Origin of the sequence: Sphingomonas sp. BE138 (assembly GCF_031456125.1) — a bacterium.
GTDB lineage: Bacteria > Pseudomonadota > Alphaproteobacteria > Sphingomonadales > Sphingomonadaceae > Sphingomonas.
This window is the reverse complement of the sequence record NZ_JAVDUC010000002.1, coordinates 293295-308713: the sequence shown is the minus strand read 5'-3', so window position 1 is coordinate 308713 and position 15419 is coordinate 293295. Positions and strand designations below refer to the sequence as shown.

Genomic DNA, 15419 nt, shown 5'->3' with positions numbered 1-15419 from the left:
GCGGCGCGGTGGTTTCGCGCGCCCGCGTCATTCCCGCGCAGGCGGGAATCCGGAACCTCTGGCGGTTCGACCCGTGCGAGGACCAGCGCGTCCGGATCCCCGCCTTTGGCCGTCGGCCAAAGTTTATCCTGAGCGCCTGCCTTGCAGGCGGTCGAAGGGCCGGGATGACGGAAAAAGGAGTCAGCCGATCCGCTTCGACAGGAAGAAGCGCGCCTCGCCAGGCGGGTAATCGTCGATCTGGCCGAAGACGCCGTAGCCGAGCTTTTCGTAGAAGCCGCGCGCCTGGAAGCTGAACGTGTCGAGCCAGATGCCGATGCAGCCGAGCCGCTGTGCCTCGGCTTCGGCGGCACGCATCAAGGCGCGGCCATGGCCGTGGCCGCGCGCTTCGGGCGGGAGCGCGAGGTATTTGACGAAGAGCCAGCGGTAGCTTGCTTCTCCCCACAGGCCGCCGGTGATCGCGCCGGCCGCGTCGCGGTGCACGAGCGCGATCTTGTGGCGCTCGGTCGGGCCGCCGGCGGCGTTGTTGTGCGCGGCCAGCGGCGCGAGGATGGCGGCGAGGTCGGCGTCGGTGGGGGAGGGGATGAGGTCGATCATGATCGGGTCGGGGTCCGGGGGCATGTCATGGGAGTGAATCCCATGACGTCGGACGCGGGCGAGCCGCGCCGGCCGTGCCGATGCGTCGCTGTGCGACCGCGGCGCAGATGTGCGCCGCTCGCATCGTCACTTCTTCCTTTTGAAGTCCACCGCGACCACGTTCGAGCCGTCCTCGACCGGGGTTGCGCCGGGGCCGTCGTTCTCGGCCGGGTCGTGCGGGCCGGGGCCGTCGCCGGGGCCTTCCTGCGCCTGGAAGCGCAGTTCGAAATTGACCGTCGGGTCGTGGAAGCCGGTGATCGCCGAATAGGGAATGACGAGCTTCGAGGGCACCTGGTTGAAGCTGAGGCCCACCGAGAAGCGCTCCTGGTCGACGGTCAGGTCCCAGAAGCGGTTCTGGAGAACGATCGTCATCTCGTCGGGGAATCGCTCGATCAGCCGCTGCGGGATGTCGACCCCGGGCGCCTGCGTCTTGAAGGTGATGTAGAAGTGGTGCTCGCCCGGCAGGCCGCCCGACTCGGCCACGGTTCCCAGCACGCGCCCGACGACCGCGCGCAGCGCCTGCTGCACGATTTCGTCATAGGGGATCAGGCTGTCGGGCAGCATATCGCTCATGTCCGCCATGGGTAGCGCGCCGCGCGGAAGGGTCAAGGTTGCTTGGGACGCGCGCTGCGTTATGGACGCGATCATGCGCACCGCCACGATCCGCCGCGACACCTCGGAAACGAAGGTCGCCGTCACCGTCGATCTCGACGGGACCGGCACATACGACGTGAAGACCGGCGTCGGCTTCTTCGACCACATGCTCGAGCAATTGTCGCGCCACGGCCTCATCGACCTTACCGTGCGCTGCGACGGCGACCTGCATATCGACGAGCATCACACCGTCGAGGACGTGGCGCTGGCGCTGGGCAGCGCGGTGGCGCAGGCGCTGGGGGACAAGCGCGGCATCCGCCGCTACGGCCACGCGCTGAGCCCGATGGACGAGACGCTGACGCGCGTCGCGCTCGACATCTCGGGGCGGCCGTGGCTCGTCTGGCGTGCGCGCTTCTCGCAGCCGCGGCTGGGCGGGATGGACACCGAGATGTTCCAGCACTTCTTCCACAGCTTCGCGCAGAACGCCGGCATCACGCTGCACGTCGAGACGCTGTACGGCGAGAACAACCACCATATCGCCGAGAGCATGTTCAAGGGGCTTGCCCGCGCCCTGCGCACCGCCGTTGAGATCGACGCGCGCAAGGCCGATGCGATCCCGTCGACCAAGGGGACGCTGTGACGGGGTTTCGCGCCTCCGGCGACCTGTGCGTCGTGCTGCTGAGCTATGTGCGCCCGCTGGACGAGGTCGACGCGCAGATGGCGGCGCATGTCGCGTGGCTCGAACAGGGGTTCGGGCAGGGCGTGTTCCTGGTCGCGGGGCGGCGCGCGCCGCGCACCGGCGGGGTGATCGTGATGCGCGGCGAGCGTGCGGCGGTGGAGCGGGTGGTCGCGACCGACCCGTTCGTGACCAGCGGCGTCGCGACCGCCGAGGTCGTGGCGTTCAACGCCAGCTTCGCCGCGACCGACCTGCACGCGTGGCTGGCATGACGCTGGCGCTGATCGACTATCAGGCCGGGAACCTCCATTCGGTCGAAAACGCGCTGCGGGCGGCCGGTTGCGTCGACCTGACCGTCACCGCCGATCCGGAGGTGGTGCGGCGCGCCGACCGGGTCGTGCTGCCCGGCGTCGGTGCGTTCGGGGCGTGCGCGGCCAGCTTGCGCGCGGTGCCGGGGATGGTCGAGGCGATGGAGGAGCGCGTGCTCGGACAGGGCGCGCCGTTCCTGGGCATCTGCGTCGGGATGCAGTTGCTCGCCACGACCGGCGAGGAACTCGGCGTTCACCGCGGGCTGGGCTGGATCGACGGCGCCGTGCGCCGCATCGACCCGGCGGGCAGCGACGCCAAGGTGCCGCACATGGGCTGGAACGACGTCGTGCCGCAGGGCGACGGTCACCCGCTGATCGTACCGGGCGAGGCCTATTTCCTGCATAGCTATGCCTTCACCGGCGACGGCGTGGTCGCGACCACCGACCATGCCGGCGCGGTCACCGCCGCGGTGGCGCGCGGCACGGTGCTGGGCGTGCAATTCCATCCAGAGAAGAGCCAGCGCTATGGCCTTGCGCTGCTCGAAAGGTTCCTGACATGGCGTCCCTGATCGTCTTTCCCGCCATCGACCTGAAGCGAGGCCAGGTCGTCCGCCTCGCCGAGGGCGATATGGATCGCGCGACCGTCTACGGCGACGATCCCGCCGCGCAGGCGCGCGCCTTTGCGGACGCCGGCGCGACGCACCTGCACGTCGTCGATCTGGACGGTGCGTTCGCGGGCGAGAGCGTCAACGGGGAGGCGGTGCGCGGGATCGTCGCGGCGTTTCCGGGGCGCGTGCAGCTAGGCGGCGGCATCCGCACGCCCGAGGCGGTCGCGGCGTGGATCGAGCGCGGCGTCGCGCGGGTCGTGATCGGCACCGCGGCGCTGGAACAACCGCAGTTCGTGCGCGACATGGCCGCCGCCTATCCGGGGCAGATCGTCGTCGCGGTCGACGCGCGCGACGGGATGGTCGCGACCAAGGGCTGGGCGGAAGTATCGACCACCCCGGTCGCCGACCTCGCCCGGCGGTTCGAGGATGCCGGGGTGGCGGCGTTGCTGTTCACCGACGTGGGGCGCGACGGGCTGCTCAAGGGCTGCAACGTCGAGGCGACCGTCGCGCTGGCCAGGGACGTGCGGATCCCGGTGATCGCGAGCGGCGGGGTCGCCGGGATCGACGACATCCATGCGCTGGCCGCACACGCCGGCGACGGGGTGGAGGGCGTCATCACCGGGCGCGCGCTCTACGACGGACGGCTCGACCTGGGCGACGCATTGCGGGTCGCGGCGCGCTGACCCGGGCCGCCTCCCGCACGAGCGTGCTGCGCCGGGTGCTCGCGCGCGCCGACCGTTTCCTGCTGTTGCTGATCGCGACGGTCGCGCTGGCGGCGGTGCTGCCGGCGCGCGGCGAAGTGGCGGTGTGGGTCGAGCACAGCACCGTCGCGGCGGTGGCCCTGCTGTTCCTTCTCTACGGCGCGCGGCTTGCGCCGCAGGCGATCTGGGCGGGGCTGGCGAACTGGCGGCTCCAATCGATGGTGTTCGCCAGCACCTACGCGTTTTTTCCGCTGGTCGGTCTGGGTGTGGCGGCGGCCACGCGCGCGTGGTTGCCGCGCGAGGTGGTGGACGGGTTGCTGTTCCTCTGCCTGCTGCCCTCGACGGTGCAATCGTCGATCGCCTTCACCTCGATCGCGCGCGGCAACGTGCCCGCGGCGTTGTGTGCCGCCTCCTTGTCGAACCTGGCGGGCGTCATCCTGACCCCGCTGCTGGTCGCGCACCTGCTCACGCAGGCGAGCGGCGGACTGTCGCTGGCGGCGCTGGAGGAGATCGCGCTGCAGATCCTGCTGCCGTTCGCGATCGGGCAGGCGATACGGCCCTGGGCGGCGACCTGGCTGCGCGCGCACCCGACGCTGACGTCGGTCGTCGATCGCGGATCGGTGCTGGTGGTGGTCTATGCCGCATTCAGCGCCGGGGTGGTCGCGGGCATCTGGACGCGGCTGTCGCCGCTGACGCTGGTCGCGGTGCTGGCGGTGTCGCTGGTCGTGCTGGCGATCGTGATCGCGGGCACGACGATCGCATCGCGCGCGGCGGGCTTCCCGGTCGAGGACGAGATCGCGACCGTGTTCTGCGGGTCGAAGAAGAGCATGGCGAGCGGCATCCCGATGGCGGCGATCCTGTTCCCGGCGGCGTCGGTGGGGCTGATCGTGCTGCCGCTGATGATCTTCCATCAGGCGCAGCTGTTCGTCTGCGCGTGGCTGGCGCGGCGCTATTCGGTGCGGGCGGCGGAATAGCGCGACGGCGGCGGTCGGCTTGCTCTCGATCGTCGCCGCGGGCATGGGACCCGCATGACCGTCCGAGCGCGCGTGATCCCCTGCCTCGACGTCGCCGGCGGGCGCGTCGTCAAAGGCGTCAATTTCGTCGATCTGGTCGATGCCGGCGACCCGGTGGAGCAGGCGCGCGCCTATGACGCGGCAGGGGCGGACGAACTCTGCTTCCTCGACATCACCGCCAGCCACGAGGCGCGGGGCACGATCCTGGACGTGGTGCGGCGTACCGCCGCGGTGTGCTTCATGCCGCTGACCGTCGGCGGCGGGGTGCGCAGCGCCGAGGATGCGCGTGCGTTGCTGCTGGCGGGGGCGGACAAGGTGGCGGTGAACTCGGCGGCGGTGGCGCGACCGGAAGTGGTGTCGGACATCGCCGAGCGGTTCGGCAGCCAGTGTTGCGTCGCCAGCGTCGATGCGCGGCGCGTCGGCGATGGCTGGGAGGTGTTCACGCACGGCGGGCGGCGCGCGACCGGGATCGACGCGGTCGACCATGCGCTGCGGCTCGCCGAGCTGGGGGCGGGGGAGTTGCTGGTCACCTCGATGGACCGCGACGGGACGAAGGGGGGGTACGACCTCGCGCTTGTCCGCGCGATCGCCGATCGCACCGCGGTGCCGGTGGTGGCGAGCGGCGGCGTGGGCTCGCTGGACGATCTGGTCGCGGGGGTGGTCGAGGGGCATGCCTCGGCGGTACTGGCGGCGTCGATCTTCCATTTCGGCCAGGCGACGGTGGCGGAGGCGCACCGCGCGCTGGCGGCGGCAGGGGTGCCGGTGCGGGTGCCGTTGCAATAGCGGGGGCGTCGCACGCGGTGGACCGCGCCGCCGTCGATAAGCCACTATGGTGGCCGCCGCCTTTCCGACCTATGTTATATACCCGAAGGTTCCCGCCTTCCTGGCCGGGACGATTGGACGAGTGATGGCCCTTGATAAGCCTGCACGTATGTTCACCCCATCTGAACAGAGCGAGGCGACCGAAAATCTGTCCAGGGCGAAAGCGTACGGTCGTCCGAGGCGGGTATGGGTTGAGGATGGTCACGTCTTCGTCGAGGGATATGATGGGGAGATCGTTTTCATGCTCCCCGAGGTGGCCATTACGATGGGCCGCGAATTGGGTGAGGCAGGCACCGCATCTCTGATCAACCGGGTCATGGACGATAACGATCCGGCCTCACCGCAATAATCACCCCCACTCCGCCTCCGCATGTTCATCCAGCCGCGGACTGGGCCGCGCCGCTACCGCCCGCACACCGTCGTATCGGATCGGAGAGGCGAGGCCGGGGATGCCGGATATCGCCAGTTGCAGGCCGCGCGCGATCACCTGCGGGTCGGCGAACACCTGGTCGATGCGGTTGACCGGACCTACGGGTACGCCGGCCGCCTCCAGTGCGGCGAGGAGATCGGCGCTGCGCCACAGGACGGTCCGCGCGACCAGCAGCGGGAGCAGCGCGGCGCGGTTCGCCACGCGCGCCGGGTTGGTGACGAAGCGGGGATCGTGGGCGAGCGCGGGCACCTCCAGCACCGCACAGAGCTTGGCGAACTGGCGGTCGTTGCCGACCGCGACGATCAGATCGCCGTCGCCGGTCGGGAAGCTCTGATAGGGGGCGAGGTTGGGGTGGCCGTTGCCGGCGCGGTGGGGCACGACCCCGCTCGCCATCCAGTTCAGCGCCTGGTTGGCGAGCACCGCGACCTGCGTGTCGAGCAGCGCCATGTCGATGTGCGTGCCGGTGCCGCTCGCGCCCCGCGCGACGGCAGCGGCGAGGATCGCGACCGTCGCATAGACGCCGGTGAACAGATCGGCATGCGCGACGCCGCCCTTTTGCGGCGGGCCGTCGGGCTCGCCGGTGATCGACATGATCCCGCCCATGCCCTGGATGATGAAGTCGTAGCCGGCGCGGTGCGCATAGGGGCCGTCCTGCCCGAAGCCGGTGATCGAGCAGACGATCAGCCGCGGGTTGAGCGCGCGCAAGGCGGCGGGGTCGAGCCCGTATTTGACGAGGCCGCCGACCTTGTAATTCTCGATCACCACGTCGGCGCCGGCGGCGAGATCGCGGACGCGCGCCTGTCCTTCGGCGCTCGCGATGTCGATCGCCACCGAGCGCTTGCCGCGGTTGCAGGCGTGATAATAGGCCGCCGACAAATTCTCGCCGTCCGCGCCGGTGACGAACGGCGGGCCCCAGTGGCGGGTGTCGTCGCCGTCGCCGGGGCGCTCGACCTTGATGACGTCGGCGCCGAGATCGGCGAGCAGCTGCCCGGCCCAGGGCCCGGCGAGGATGCGGGCGAGTTCGAGGACGCGCAGGCCGGCGAGAGGGCGGTGGGTCATGCGCAGCGGTCTAGCGGGTGTGGCCAAGCCTTGAACAGTCCCGCCCCCGCCGCCTAAGACCCCGCCGGTCACTGTCGAAGAGGTTGCCCCATGAAGACCCGCGCCGCCGTCGCGTTCGAAGCGAAGAAGCCGCTGGAGATCGTCGAGCTCGACCTCGAAGGCCCCAAGGCGGGCGAGGTGCTGGTCGAGATCATGGCGACCGGCATCTGCCATACCGACGCCTATACGCTGGACGGGCTGGACAGCGAGGGGCTGTTCCCGAGCGTGCTGGGGCACGAGGGCTGCGGGATCGTGCGCGAGGTGGGTGCGGGCGTGACCAGCGTGGTGCCGGGCGACCACGTCATCCCGCTGTACACGCCGGAATGTCGCCAGTGTAAGTCGTGCCTGTCGGGCAAGACGAACCTGTGCACCGCGATCCGCGCGACGCAAGGCAAGGGCTTGATGCCGGACGGCACGACCCGCTTCAGCTACAAGGGTCAGCCGATCTATCATTACATGGGCTGCTCGACCTTCTCGAACTTCACGGTGCTGCCCGAGATCGCGGTGGCGAAGATCCGCCCGGACGCGCCGTTCGACACCAGCTGCTATATCGGGTGCGGCGTGACCACCGGCGTCGGCGCGGTGGTGAATACCGCCAAGGTCGAGGTCGGGGCGACGGTGATCGTCTTCGGGCTGGGCGGGATCGGGCTGAACGTGATCCAGGGCGCGAAGCTGGCGGGCGCGGCGCGGATCGTTGGCGTCGACATCAATCCGGATCGCGAGGCATGGGGGCGGCAGTTCGGGATGACCGACTTCGTCAATCCCAGGCACGTCGGTGACGTCGTCCAGCACCTGATCGCGCTGACCGACGGCGGCGGCGACTATACCTTCGACTGCACCGGCAACACGGTGGTGATGCGGCAGGCGCTGGAATCGGCGCATCGCGGCTGGGGCGAGTCGATCGTGATCGGCGTCGCCGAGGCGGGCAAGGAGATCGCGACGCGGCCGTTCCAGCTGGTGACCGGGCGCGTGTGGAAAGGTACCGCGTTCGGCGGTGCGCGCGGGCGCACCGACGTGCCGAAGATCGTCGACTGGTACATGAACGGCATGATCCAGATCGACCCGATGATCACGCACCGGCTGACGCTGGACGAGATCAACAAGGGCTTCGACCTGATGCATGCGGGCGAGAGCATCCGCAGCGTCGTGGTGTATTGAGGGGAGGGAACGGATGTTTTCGCACGTGATGGTCGGATCCAACGATATCGCCCGATCGAAGGCGTTCTACGACGCGCTGTTCGCGGTGCTGGGCGCCGGCGCGGGGCGGCAGGACGACAAGGGGCGCGTCGTCTATGCGCACGACGGTGCGCTGTTCATGATCTCGCGCCCGATCGACGGCGCGCCGGCGTGCCATGCCAACGGCGGGACGATCGGATTCCGCATGAGCGGACCGGAACAGGCGACGGCGTGGCACGACGCCGGGGTCGCCAATGGCGGCACCGCGATCGAGGACGCGCCGGGCGTGCGCACCAGCCCGTTCGGGCAGCTCTTCCTCGCCTATCTGCGCGATCCGGACGGCAACAAGCTGTGCGGCGCCTATCGCGTGCCCGCCCGAGCATCATGATGCCGATGGACACCGTCTCCACTGCCAAGGCGCACGGCGGAACGCAGGGCGTGTACCGCCATGCCTCGACCGCGACCGGCACCGACATGACCTTCTCGGTCTTTGTCCCCGATCATGCGCCGGGCGCGGTGCTGCCGGTGGTGTGGTACCTCTCCGGCCTGACCTGCACGCACGCGAACGTGACCGACAAGGGCGAGTACCGTCGCGCGTGCGCCGAGCATGGCCTGATCTTCGTCGCGCCCGACACGTCGCCGCGCGGCGACGACGTGCCCGATGAGGACACATGGGACTTCGGCAAGGGCGCGGGCTTCTACGTCGACGCGACGCAGGCGCCCTGGGCGACGCACTTCCGCATGTGGACGTATGTCACCGAGGAGCTGCCCGCGCTGCTCGCCGCACATTTCCCGGTCGACATGGCGCGGCAGTCAATCATGGGGCATTCGATGGGCGGGCACGGCGCGCTGACGGTCGCGCTTCGTCATCCCGACTGCTTTCGCGCGGTCTCCGCCTTCGCACCGATCGTCGCGCCGGCCCAGGTGCCGTGGGGCAGAGCGCTCGACCGCTATCTGGGCGACGACCTCGCCGCCAAGCGCCGACACGACGCCGTCGCGTTGATCGAGGACGGCGCACGGGTGAAGGAATTGCTGGTCGACCAGGGTGATGCCGACCCGTTCCTGCAAGAGCAATTGCGCCCGGAGTTGCTGGCAGAGGCGTGCGCGGCGGCGGAGATCGATCTGACGCTCAGGATGCAGCCGGGATACGACCACAGCTATCATTTCGTCTCGACCTTCATGGCCGATCATCTGGCGTGGCACGCGGCGCGCCTGCACGCTTGACGCCCCGCGTGCGTACGCGCGCTTGACGCCCCGCGTGCGTACGCACGCTTGACGCCCCGCGTGCGTACGCACGCTTGACGCAATGCGGCATGGCGAGGCATCAGCCCCCATGCCCCATCGCTCGCCCGCCGACCCGCACAACATGAAGCGCCGTGGACTGTTGTTCGTGCTGTCCTCGCCATCGGGGGCAGGCAAGTCGACGATCGCACGGATGCTGCTGGCCAGCGAGCCCGAGCTGTCGCTGTCGGTCTCCGCCACCACGCGCGGCATCCGCGCGGGCGAGGAGGACGGGCGCGATTATCATTTCGTCTCGCTCGACACGTTCCGCGAGATGGTGGCGAACCATGAGTTCCTCGAATGGGCGCACGTCTTCGACCAGCGCTACGGCACGCCGCGCGCGCCGGTCGACGCGCTGTTGGCCGAGGGCAAGGACGTGCTGTTCGACATCGACTGGCAGGGCGCGCAGCAGCTCCACCAGATTGCGGGCGGCGACGTGGTGCGCGTGTTCATCCTGCCGCCGTCGATGGAGGAGTTGCGCCGCCGCCTCGAAGGCCGCGCCACCGACGCACAGGAGATCATCGAGCGTCGCATGAGCCGCGCGGACGCCGAGATCAGCCACTGGGACGGGTACGACTACGTATTGGTCAACGACGATGTCGAATCGTGCTTCGCCAAGGTGAAGACGATCCTGGCGGCGGAGCGGCTGAGGCGTTCGCGCCAGACCGGGCTGATCGGCTTCATCCGCAAGCTGCGCACGCCGGTGGCATGAGGCACGAAAGGCGCCGTCTCGCCTTATTAGCGACGGCCGGATGGGTCGGGCGTCACCACCGGGTCGGGTAGCGCGACCAAGCGCATGATCATGGCCTCGTCTTCGAGGCGCGCATGGATCGTGCGGCGCAGCAGCATCGCGGCTGCTCGATAGCCTTGCCAGTCGTCGGCGATCTTCTCGGTCGGCCAGTCGGCCAGGTAAGCGGAAATTCGCTGCCGATAACCGGCGGTCCGGTCCTTGATCGTCTGAAGGCAGCGCACGGCATCGCTCGCCGCATGGGCTTCGGCCTGCGGCAACACCTCCTCGACGAAATACTCCAGCCGGCGGCGGCTTGCCTCGGCGATGCGCCAGCGGACGCGCGCGATCGCAGGCATGTCGGGCGAGGACTGTCGGCAGAGCGACTCATGATCGCGCATCGCCATTGACAGGACCTCGTTACGGCGCTGCATCTCGGTCCACATGGTGCTTCATTCCGATCCCGGCGCGCCCGGCCGATCCGGGAACACGCATTGTTCCTGACGTGGATCAGTTAAGGGGACGTCATCTCAGCCGCCGAGCAGCGCCAAGAATCGCACGGCCGCGTCATAGTCGCGGCGCTTGCCGGCGCGCGCCTGGGTCGCCAGCGCGTCCTCGCCCCAGCGTTCGACCTGCCAGTCGTCGTCGAGCATCGCCGCGGCCCACAACGTATCGGCATCGACCGCGCCTTCCACCAGCGCCAGCGCGCCGACCAACGTGCCGGTCAGCGTCACGATCGGCGACAACGCAGCGAGGTGGAAGGCGTCGCGGCTCGCCACCGCGTCTCCCAACCGTTCGATCGTCGCGGGCGGCTGCGCGCGATGGATGATGCCGGCCACCACCTCGATATGCACGTCGTAGCGATCGCGTGCCCAGTCAAGCAACGGGTTCCATGCCGCCGCCTGGCGCGCGACCAGCGTGGCCGGGCCGTCGGCACGATAGCAGAGCAGGTCGCTCTCCGCGTAGCGCGCCAATCCGGCGGCGAACGCGGACGGGTCGGCGGCGACGCGGTCGATCGCGGCATTGGCGAGCCCGGTCAGCGGCATCGCGCGCGGATCGATCGCATCGCCGACCGCGCGCCACTCGTCCGCGATCGCCTCGGCGAGCGCCGCGGTCGGCAGCGCCAGCGGCGCGCGACCGGGCGTGCGTACCGCGCGCGCATCAAGCCGGATCGCGTTGTCGGCGTCGACCGACACCTCGGTCCAGAACCGCTTCATTTCGGTGTCCTCCAGCGACGGGCAAGCGCGCGCGGCACCGTGGCGAGCATCCACAGCGCGCTGGCGACGATCGCGACGCCGAGCAGCCGCGGCCCGAGCGTCTGCGCGCGCCCGAGCAGCACGACGCCGAGCAGCGCACCCGCGGTGGCGGCCAGGCGGATCGCGACCAGCGCCGCCCAGCGATTGCGCGCCGGGTCGTTCATGCCGCGACCAGCGCCGGAAGATCGGCGCAGCGGTGCGCGACCGCCTCCGCACCCGCCTGCCACAGCGCCGCCTCGCGGTGATAACCCCAACTGACGCCGAGCGCGCGCACGCCCGCGGCGCGCGCCATCGCCATGTCGAACGTGGTGTCCCCGATCATCACGGTCATATGGGGCGGCGCGCCCGCCTCCGCCATGGCGGCGCGAAGCATCGCGGGATCGGGCTTGGACGGGTGCCGGTCGGCGGTCTGGAGCGTGACGAAGCGGTCGGTGAGGCCGTGCATCGCCAGCACATGTGCCAGTCCGCGGTCGGACTTGCCGGTCGCGACGCCGAACAGCCAGCCGTCCGCCGCGAGCGCGTCGAGCGCGCCGACGAGGCCTTCGTACAGCGGCTCGGCGTCGAGCAACCCGTCCTCGCGCATCGAGCGGAACGTGGCCTTGTAGGTATCGGCCAGCATGAGGTGGAGGGCGGGCGAGGCGGCAGGGGCGAGCAGCGTCACCGCCTCGACCAGGCTGAGCCCGACGATCGCGCGGATCGCGGGGCGCGGCGGGGCCGCGAGCCCGTGCGCGGCGAAGGCGCTCTCCATCGCGCGGCAGATGTTGGCCTGGCTGTCGACGAGCGTCCCGTCGCAGTCGAACACGGCGAGTCGTATCGGCATGACCGCCCTGTTAGTCGGCAAAGCGTGGGAGGCAAGCGGCGGAGCGCGCGTTAACGACTTCGTGACGGACGGCGGATATGGTTAAGGCAGCACGGACGCCGGGGGGCGTGCGCAACTGTCTTGGAGCCGAGGGGCGGAAATGATCGAAGCTGTCGCACTAACGTACGGGATGCTGCTGAGTTTCGTGCTGACGGGGGCGTCGCGCAACAAGAAGCTGTCGCGCGCCAACCCGCCGATCCTGACGTACGTCGGCTACGTGCTGTTCGGCATCACCTGCTCGGTGGCCGTGATGGCCGCGACCTATGCGGCGTGGGGCGTGGTCACCGACTCGGCGGTCTGAGCCGACGGCGCGCGCGGCGATCCCGATCAGCCGCGCTTCCTGGCCTGCGCGTAGGTGCCGAGCACGCGCACCCATTTGGTGTGGAAGCCCAGTTCCTCCATCGCGCGATCGAACGCCGGGTCGCCGGGGCGCCCCTCGACATCGCAATAGAATTCGGTCGCCGCGAAGCTGCCGCCGCGCTGGTAGCTCTCCAGCTTCGTCATGTTGACGCCGTTGGTCGCGAAGCCGCCCATCGCCTTGTAGAGCGCGGCGGGGATGTTCTTCACCGCGAAGATGAAGGTCGTCATCCACGGTCCTTCGCCGGTCAACGGCCGCGCGCCGCGCGCCAGCGTGACGAAGCGGGTCATGTTGTGGTCGGCGTCGGCGATATCGGTCGCCAGCAGTTCCAGCCCGTAGATCGCCGCCGCACCCGGCGGGGCGAGCGCCGCAACCGTCGGGTCGCGCAGTTCGGCGACCACGGCCGCGGCGCCGGCGGTATCGGGGTAGTTCACCGGCGCGATGCCGTGCGCCTTCAGCCAGTGGCGGCATTGCCCCAGCGCCTGCGGATGGCTCATCGCCTGCCGCACTCCGTCGCGCGGGCCGCAGCCGATCAGCGCGTGGCGGATGGCGAGGAAATGCTCGCCGGTGATGACCAGCCCGGATTCGGGGAGCAGGAAATGCATGTCGGCGACGCGGCCATGCAACGAATTCTCGATCGGGATGATCGCGCAATCCGCCGCGCCCGTCTTCACCGCGTCCAGCGCATCCTCGAAGCTGAAGCACGGCAGCGGCAGCGCGTCCGGAAAGGCTTCCTGCATCGCGACATGGCTGTTGGCGCCCGGGGCCCCCTGGAACGCGACCGCGCGATCCGGCCGGGCGGCGGCGGCGTCGGTCATCGCGGCGACGATCGGGCGGGCAGGGGCGGCGTAACTTTGCATGGCCGTTGCGCCTAGAAGAGCAGCCCGCGCCGCTCAAGCGCTTGCGATGCGCGGGAGCCCTTTCTATGGAACGTGAAGGAAGAGGGGCGAAACGGCGACATGGACGACCGGACCAACACGATTTTCGGCTGGGCGCTGGCAGCGGCAGGGACGGCGCTGGGGCTGTCGATCGCCGGCGGCATGCTGTTCCATGGCGAGCGCCCCGAGAAGATGGGCTATGCGATCGAGGGCGTCGAGGAAGCGGGAGGCGGCGGTGCGGCCGAGGTGCCGATCGCCTCGCTGCTGGCAAGCGCGGACCCCGCCAAGGGCGCCGAGGTCTTCAAGAAGTGCGCGGCGTGCCACACGATCAACCAGGGCGGCGCCAACGGCATCGGCCCGAACCTGTACCACACGCTGGGCGAGCCGATCGGACAGGGCAAGGGCGGCTTCGCCTTCTCCGATGCGCTGAAGAGCGTCGGCGGCACCTGGGACTTCGAAAAGATGAACGCGTGGCTGACGTCGCCGCGCAAGTTCGCCAACGGCACCAAGATGACCTTCGCCGGGCTCGGCAATCCCGAGGATCGTGCGAACCTGATCGCGTATCTGAACCAGCAGGGATCGAACCTGCCGCTGCCGGCCGCGCCGGCGCCGGGCGCGGCGCCGACCGATCCGGCGGTCGCGAACGTCACCGAGGCGACGAAGGGCGACACCGCCGATATCGCGAACACCGGCACGCCGGCGTCGGGCGCGCCGTCGATTGACCCGGCGGCGAAGGACGACAAGGCGCTGGGCGCGGTGCCGCCGGCCAAGCCATAGGGCTTCCCGTCATTTCGAGCGTAGCGACGCAGTCCAAGGTCGGAGCACGTTGCTCTGGATTGCTTCGCTACGCTCGCCATGGCGGAGGATTTCATCGAACGCTCGGCAGGTATCGGGCGAGTTCGATCCTCACACCCCGTTCGCACCGAGCTTGCCGAAGTGCGTGTTCCAGGCGCTTCGCCTCCTCACGTGCTTCACAGGCTCAGCACGAACGGGGTGGATGGCGCGGATCTGGCGCACGTCGCCTTAGTGCGCCCCCAGCCACGCCCCCACCTGCGCCGCGATCGGCGCGAACACGCGATCGCCGTCCCCCGCAGCGGGCGGCTGTCCTGCGTCCGAGGCGGTGCGGATGGTGATGTCGAGGGGGACCCGGCCAAGGAAGGGGATGCCCGCCTCGTGTGCCGCGGCTTCCGCGCCGCCGCGCCCGAACGGATCGGAGACCTCGCCGCAATGCGGGCAGGCATAGCCGGCCATGTTCTCGACCAGTCCGATGATCGGCACGCCCGCCTTCTCGAACAGGTCGATCGCGCGGCGTGCGTCGATCAGCGCGAGGTCCTGCGGAGTCGAAACGATCACCGCACCGGCGGGACGATGCTTCTGCACCATCGTCAGCTGCACGTCGCCGGTGCCGGGCGGCAGGTCGACGACGAGCGTGTCGGTCGCGCCCCAGTCGGCATCGATCAGCTGCCCCAGCGCGCCTGCGGTCATCGGCCCACGCCATGCGATCGCGCGGCCGGGCTCCACCAACTGCCCCATCGACAGCAGCGGCACGCCCCAAGGCGTCGCGACCGGCAGCAGCACCTTGTCGCGCGCCTCGGGCCGCGTCCCCTCGACCGCCATCAGCCGCGGTTGCGAGGGGCCGTAGATGTCGGCGTCCACCAGCCCGGTGCGCCGCCCGGCGCGCGCCAGCGCGATCGCGAGATTGGCCGACAGCGTCGATTTGCCGACTCCGCCCTTGCCGCTGGCGACCGCGACGATCCGGCGCGCGACCCGCTCGGCGGTGACGACGGTGCGCACATCGTAGCCGGGGCGCGCCGCCGCCATGCGGACGCTCACCTCCAGTGCGTCGCGCGCGGAGGCGTCGAGCCCGCTGGCGTCGATCACCACGCCGATCCGCTGCGCCTCGATTCGCACCGTCGCACGCGCGCCCGCCACCGCGCGCACCGCCTCGACCACGTCGGTGGCCACGTCTTTCTCGCTCATGGCGGCATTCCGTAGGCGCCT

The 15419-nt window shown here is 70.0% G+C and carries 22 protein-coding genes; 13 read left to right on the top strand and 9 right to left on the bottom strand.

Annotated features, from left to right (window positions below; genetic code table 11):
* Positions 1 to 180: 180 nt before the first annotated feature.
* Both J2Y58_RS04365 and J2Y58_RS04360 read right to left on the bottom strand, forming a co-directional pair.
* Entirely contained in the window at positions 181 to 618 is a 438-nt protein-coding gene (locus tag J2Y58_RS04365) for a GNAT family N-acetyltransferase (protein ID WP_310099181.1), read from the bottom strand.
* A 102-nt stretch (positions 619 to 720) separates the two neighbouring features.
* Positions 721 to 1206: a ClpXP protease specificity-enhancing factor SspB gene (locus tag J2Y58_RS04360; protein ID WP_310099179.1), complete on the bottom strand. Its 486-nt coding sequence runs from the start codon at positions 1204 to 1206 to the stop codon at positions 721 to 723.
* Between the two features lie 73 nt (positions 1207 to 1279).
* Here J2Y58_RS04360 and hisB point away from each other — a divergent pair, with 73 nt between their 5' ends.
* Genes hisB through J2Y58_RS04325 form a run of 7 tightly spaced genes read left to right on the top strand, consistent with a single transcriptional unit; the run spans position 1280 to position 5704 of the window.
* On the top strand, positions 1280 to 1867 hold the full coding sequence (gene hisB, locus J2Y58_RS04355; RefSeq protein WP_310099176.1) for an imidazoleglycerol-phosphate dehydratase HisB: 588 nt from the start codon (positions 1280 to 1282) through the stop codon (positions 1865 to 1867).
* Complete coding sequence (locus J2Y58_RS04350) at positions 1864 to 2175, top strand: YciI family protein (protein ID WP_310099174.1); 312 nt, start codon at positions 1864 to 1866, stop codon at positions 2173 to 2175. The genes hisB and J2Y58_RS04350 overlap by 4 nt, the downstream gene beginning before the upstream one ends.
* Positions 2172 to 2780, top strand: coding sequence for an imidazole glycerol phosphate synthase subunit HisH (gene hisH / locus J2Y58_RS04345; protein ID WP_310099616.1), 609 nt, complete (start codon positions 2172 to 2174; stop codon positions 2778 to 2780). The genes J2Y58_RS04350 and hisH overlap by 4 nt, the downstream gene beginning before the upstream one ends.
* A complete protein-coding gene (gene hisA, locus J2Y58_RS04340; RefSeq protein ID WP_310099171.1) occupies positions 2768 to 3502 on the top strand; it encodes a 1-(5-phosphoribosyl)-5-[(5-phosphoribosylamino)methylideneamino]imidazole-4-carboxamide isomerase in 735 nt (244 codons plus the stop codon). Before hisH ends, hisA begins: the two co-directional genes overlap by 13 nt.
* A 23-nt stretch (positions 3503 to 3525) precedes the next feature.
* Positions 3526 to 4494, top strand: a complete 969-nt coding sequence (locus J2Y58_RS04335; protein ID WP_310099168.1) for a bile acid:sodium symporter family protein — start codon at positions 3526 to 3528, stop codon at positions 4492 to 4494.
* 54 nt (positions 4495 to 4548) lie between these two features.
* Positions 4549 to 5316, top strand: a complete 768-nt coding sequence (hisF, locus tag J2Y58_RS04330) for an imidazole glycerol phosphate synthase subunit HisF (protein WP_310099164.1) — start codon at positions 4549 to 4551, stop codon at positions 5314 to 5316.
* A 46-nt stretch (positions 5317 to 5362) separates the two neighbouring features.
* Entirely contained in the window at positions 5363 to 5704 is a 342-nt protein-coding gene (locus tag J2Y58_RS04325) for a hypothetical protein (RefSeq protein ID WP_310099161.1), read from the top strand.
* Here the strand turns inward: J2Y58_RS04325 and J2Y58_RS04320 are convergent, their stop codons facing one another.
* Entirely contained in the window at positions 5705 to 6844 is a 1140-nt protein-coding gene (locus tag J2Y58_RS04320) for a CaiB/BaiF CoA-transferase family protein (RefSeq protein ID WP_310099158.1), read from the bottom strand.
* A 90-nt stretch (positions 6845 to 6934) separates the two neighbouring features.
* On the opposite strand from J2Y58_RS04320, the gene J2Y58_RS04315 reads away from it, so the two are divergent.
* The 4 genes from J2Y58_RS04315 to gmk all read left to right on the top strand — a co-directional run bounded on the left by J2Y58_RS04315 (position 6935) and on the right by gmk (position 10052).
* The gene (locus tag J2Y58_RS04315; RefSeq protein WP_310099154.1) at positions 6935 to 8041 is read left to right on the top strand and encodes an S-(hydroxymethyl)glutathione dehydrogenase/class III alcohol dehydrogenase; all 1107 of its coding nucleotides are present in this window, start codon (positions 6935 to 6937) and stop codon (positions 8039 to 8041) included.
* A gap of 13 nt (positions 8042 to 8054) precedes the next feature.
* The gene (locus J2Y58_RS04310; protein ID WP_310099151.1) at positions 8055 to 8447 is read left to right on the top strand and encodes a VOC family protein; all 393 of its coding nucleotides are present in this window, start codon (positions 8055 to 8057) and stop codon (positions 8445 to 8447) included.
* Between the two features lie 5 nt (positions 8448 to 8452).
* Positions 8453 to 9283 carry an S-formylglutathione hydrolase gene (gene fghA / locus J2Y58_RS04305; protein WP_310099614.1) on the top strand — a complete coding sequence of 277 codons (831 nt, stop codon included), beginning with the start codon at positions 8453 to 8455 and terminating at the stop codon, positions 9281 to 9283.
* Between the two features lie 109 nt (positions 9284 to 9392).
* Positions 9393 to 10052, top strand: a complete 660-nt coding sequence (gmk, locus tag J2Y58_RS04300) for a guanylate kinase (protein WP_310099148.1) — start codon at positions 9393 to 9395, stop codon at positions 10050 to 10052.
* 26 nt (positions 10053 to 10078) lie between these two features.
* Here the strand turns inward: gmk and J2Y58_RS04295 are convergent, their stop codons facing one another.
* The 4 genes from J2Y58_RS04295 to J2Y58_RS04280 all read right to left on the bottom strand — a co-directional run bounded on the left by J2Y58_RS04295 (position 10079) and on the right by J2Y58_RS04280 (position 12143).
* Positions 10079 to 10513, bottom strand: a complete 435-nt coding sequence (locus tag J2Y58_RS04295; protein WP_310099145.1) for a hypothetical protein — start codon at positions 10511 to 10513, stop codon at positions 10079 to 10081.
* Positions 10514 to 10597: 84 nt separating this feature from the next.
* On the bottom strand, positions 10598 to 11284 hold the full coding sequence (locus J2Y58_RS04290; RefSeq protein ID WP_310099142.1) for an ATP12 family protein: 687 nt from the start codon (positions 11282 to 11284) through the stop codon (positions 10598 to 10600).
* Positions 11281 to 11487 carry a hypothetical protein gene (locus J2Y58_RS04285; RefSeq protein ID WP_310099140.1) on the bottom strand — a complete coding sequence of 69 codons (207 nt, stop codon included), beginning with the start codon at positions 11485 to 11487 and terminating at the stop codon, positions 11281 to 11283. Before J2Y58_RS04285 ends, J2Y58_RS04290 begins: the two co-directional genes overlap by 4 nt.
* Positions 11484 to 12143: an HAD-IA family hydrolase gene (locus tag J2Y58_RS04280; RefSeq protein WP_310099137.1), complete on the bottom strand. Its 660-nt coding sequence runs from the start codon at positions 12141 to 12143 to the stop codon at positions 11484 to 11486. Before J2Y58_RS04280 ends, J2Y58_RS04285 begins: the two co-directional genes overlap by 4 nt.
* 139 nt (positions 12144 to 12282) lie before the next feature.
* On the opposite strand from J2Y58_RS04280, the gene J2Y58_RS04275 reads away from it, so the two are divergent.
* The gene (locus tag J2Y58_RS04275; protein WP_310099134.1) at positions 12283 to 12483 is read left to right on the top strand and encodes a hypothetical protein; all 201 of its coding nucleotides are present in this window, start codon (positions 12283 to 12285) and stop codon (positions 12481 to 12483) included.
* Positions 12484 to 12509: 26 nt separating this feature from the next.
* Here the strand turns inward: J2Y58_RS04275 and J2Y58_RS04270 are convergent, their stop codons facing one another.
* The gene (locus tag J2Y58_RS04270) at positions 12510 to 13400 is read right to left on the bottom strand and encodes a prephenate dehydratase (RefSeq protein WP_310099131.1); all 891 of its coding nucleotides are present in this window, start codon (positions 13398 to 13400) and stop codon (positions 12510 to 12512) included.
* Positions 13401 to 13499: 99 nt separating this feature from the next.
* Between J2Y58_RS04270 and J2Y58_RS04265 the strand changes: the two genes are divergently transcribed.
* Positions 13500 to 14195 carry a cytochrome c family protein gene (locus J2Y58_RS04265; RefSeq protein ID WP_310099126.1) on the top strand — a complete coding sequence of 232 codons (696 nt, stop codon included), beginning with the start codon at positions 13500 to 13502 and terminating at the stop codon, positions 14193 to 14195.
* 246 nt (positions 14196 to 14441) lie between these two features.
* On the opposite strand, the gene J2Y58_RS04260 is transcribed toward J2Y58_RS04265, so the two are convergent.
* A complete protein-coding gene (locus J2Y58_RS04260) occupies positions 14442 to 15398 on the bottom strand; it encodes an Mrp/NBP35 family ATP-binding protein (protein ID WP_310099123.1) in 957 nt (318 codons plus the stop codon).
* Positions 15399 to 15419 lie beyond the last annotated feature (21 nt).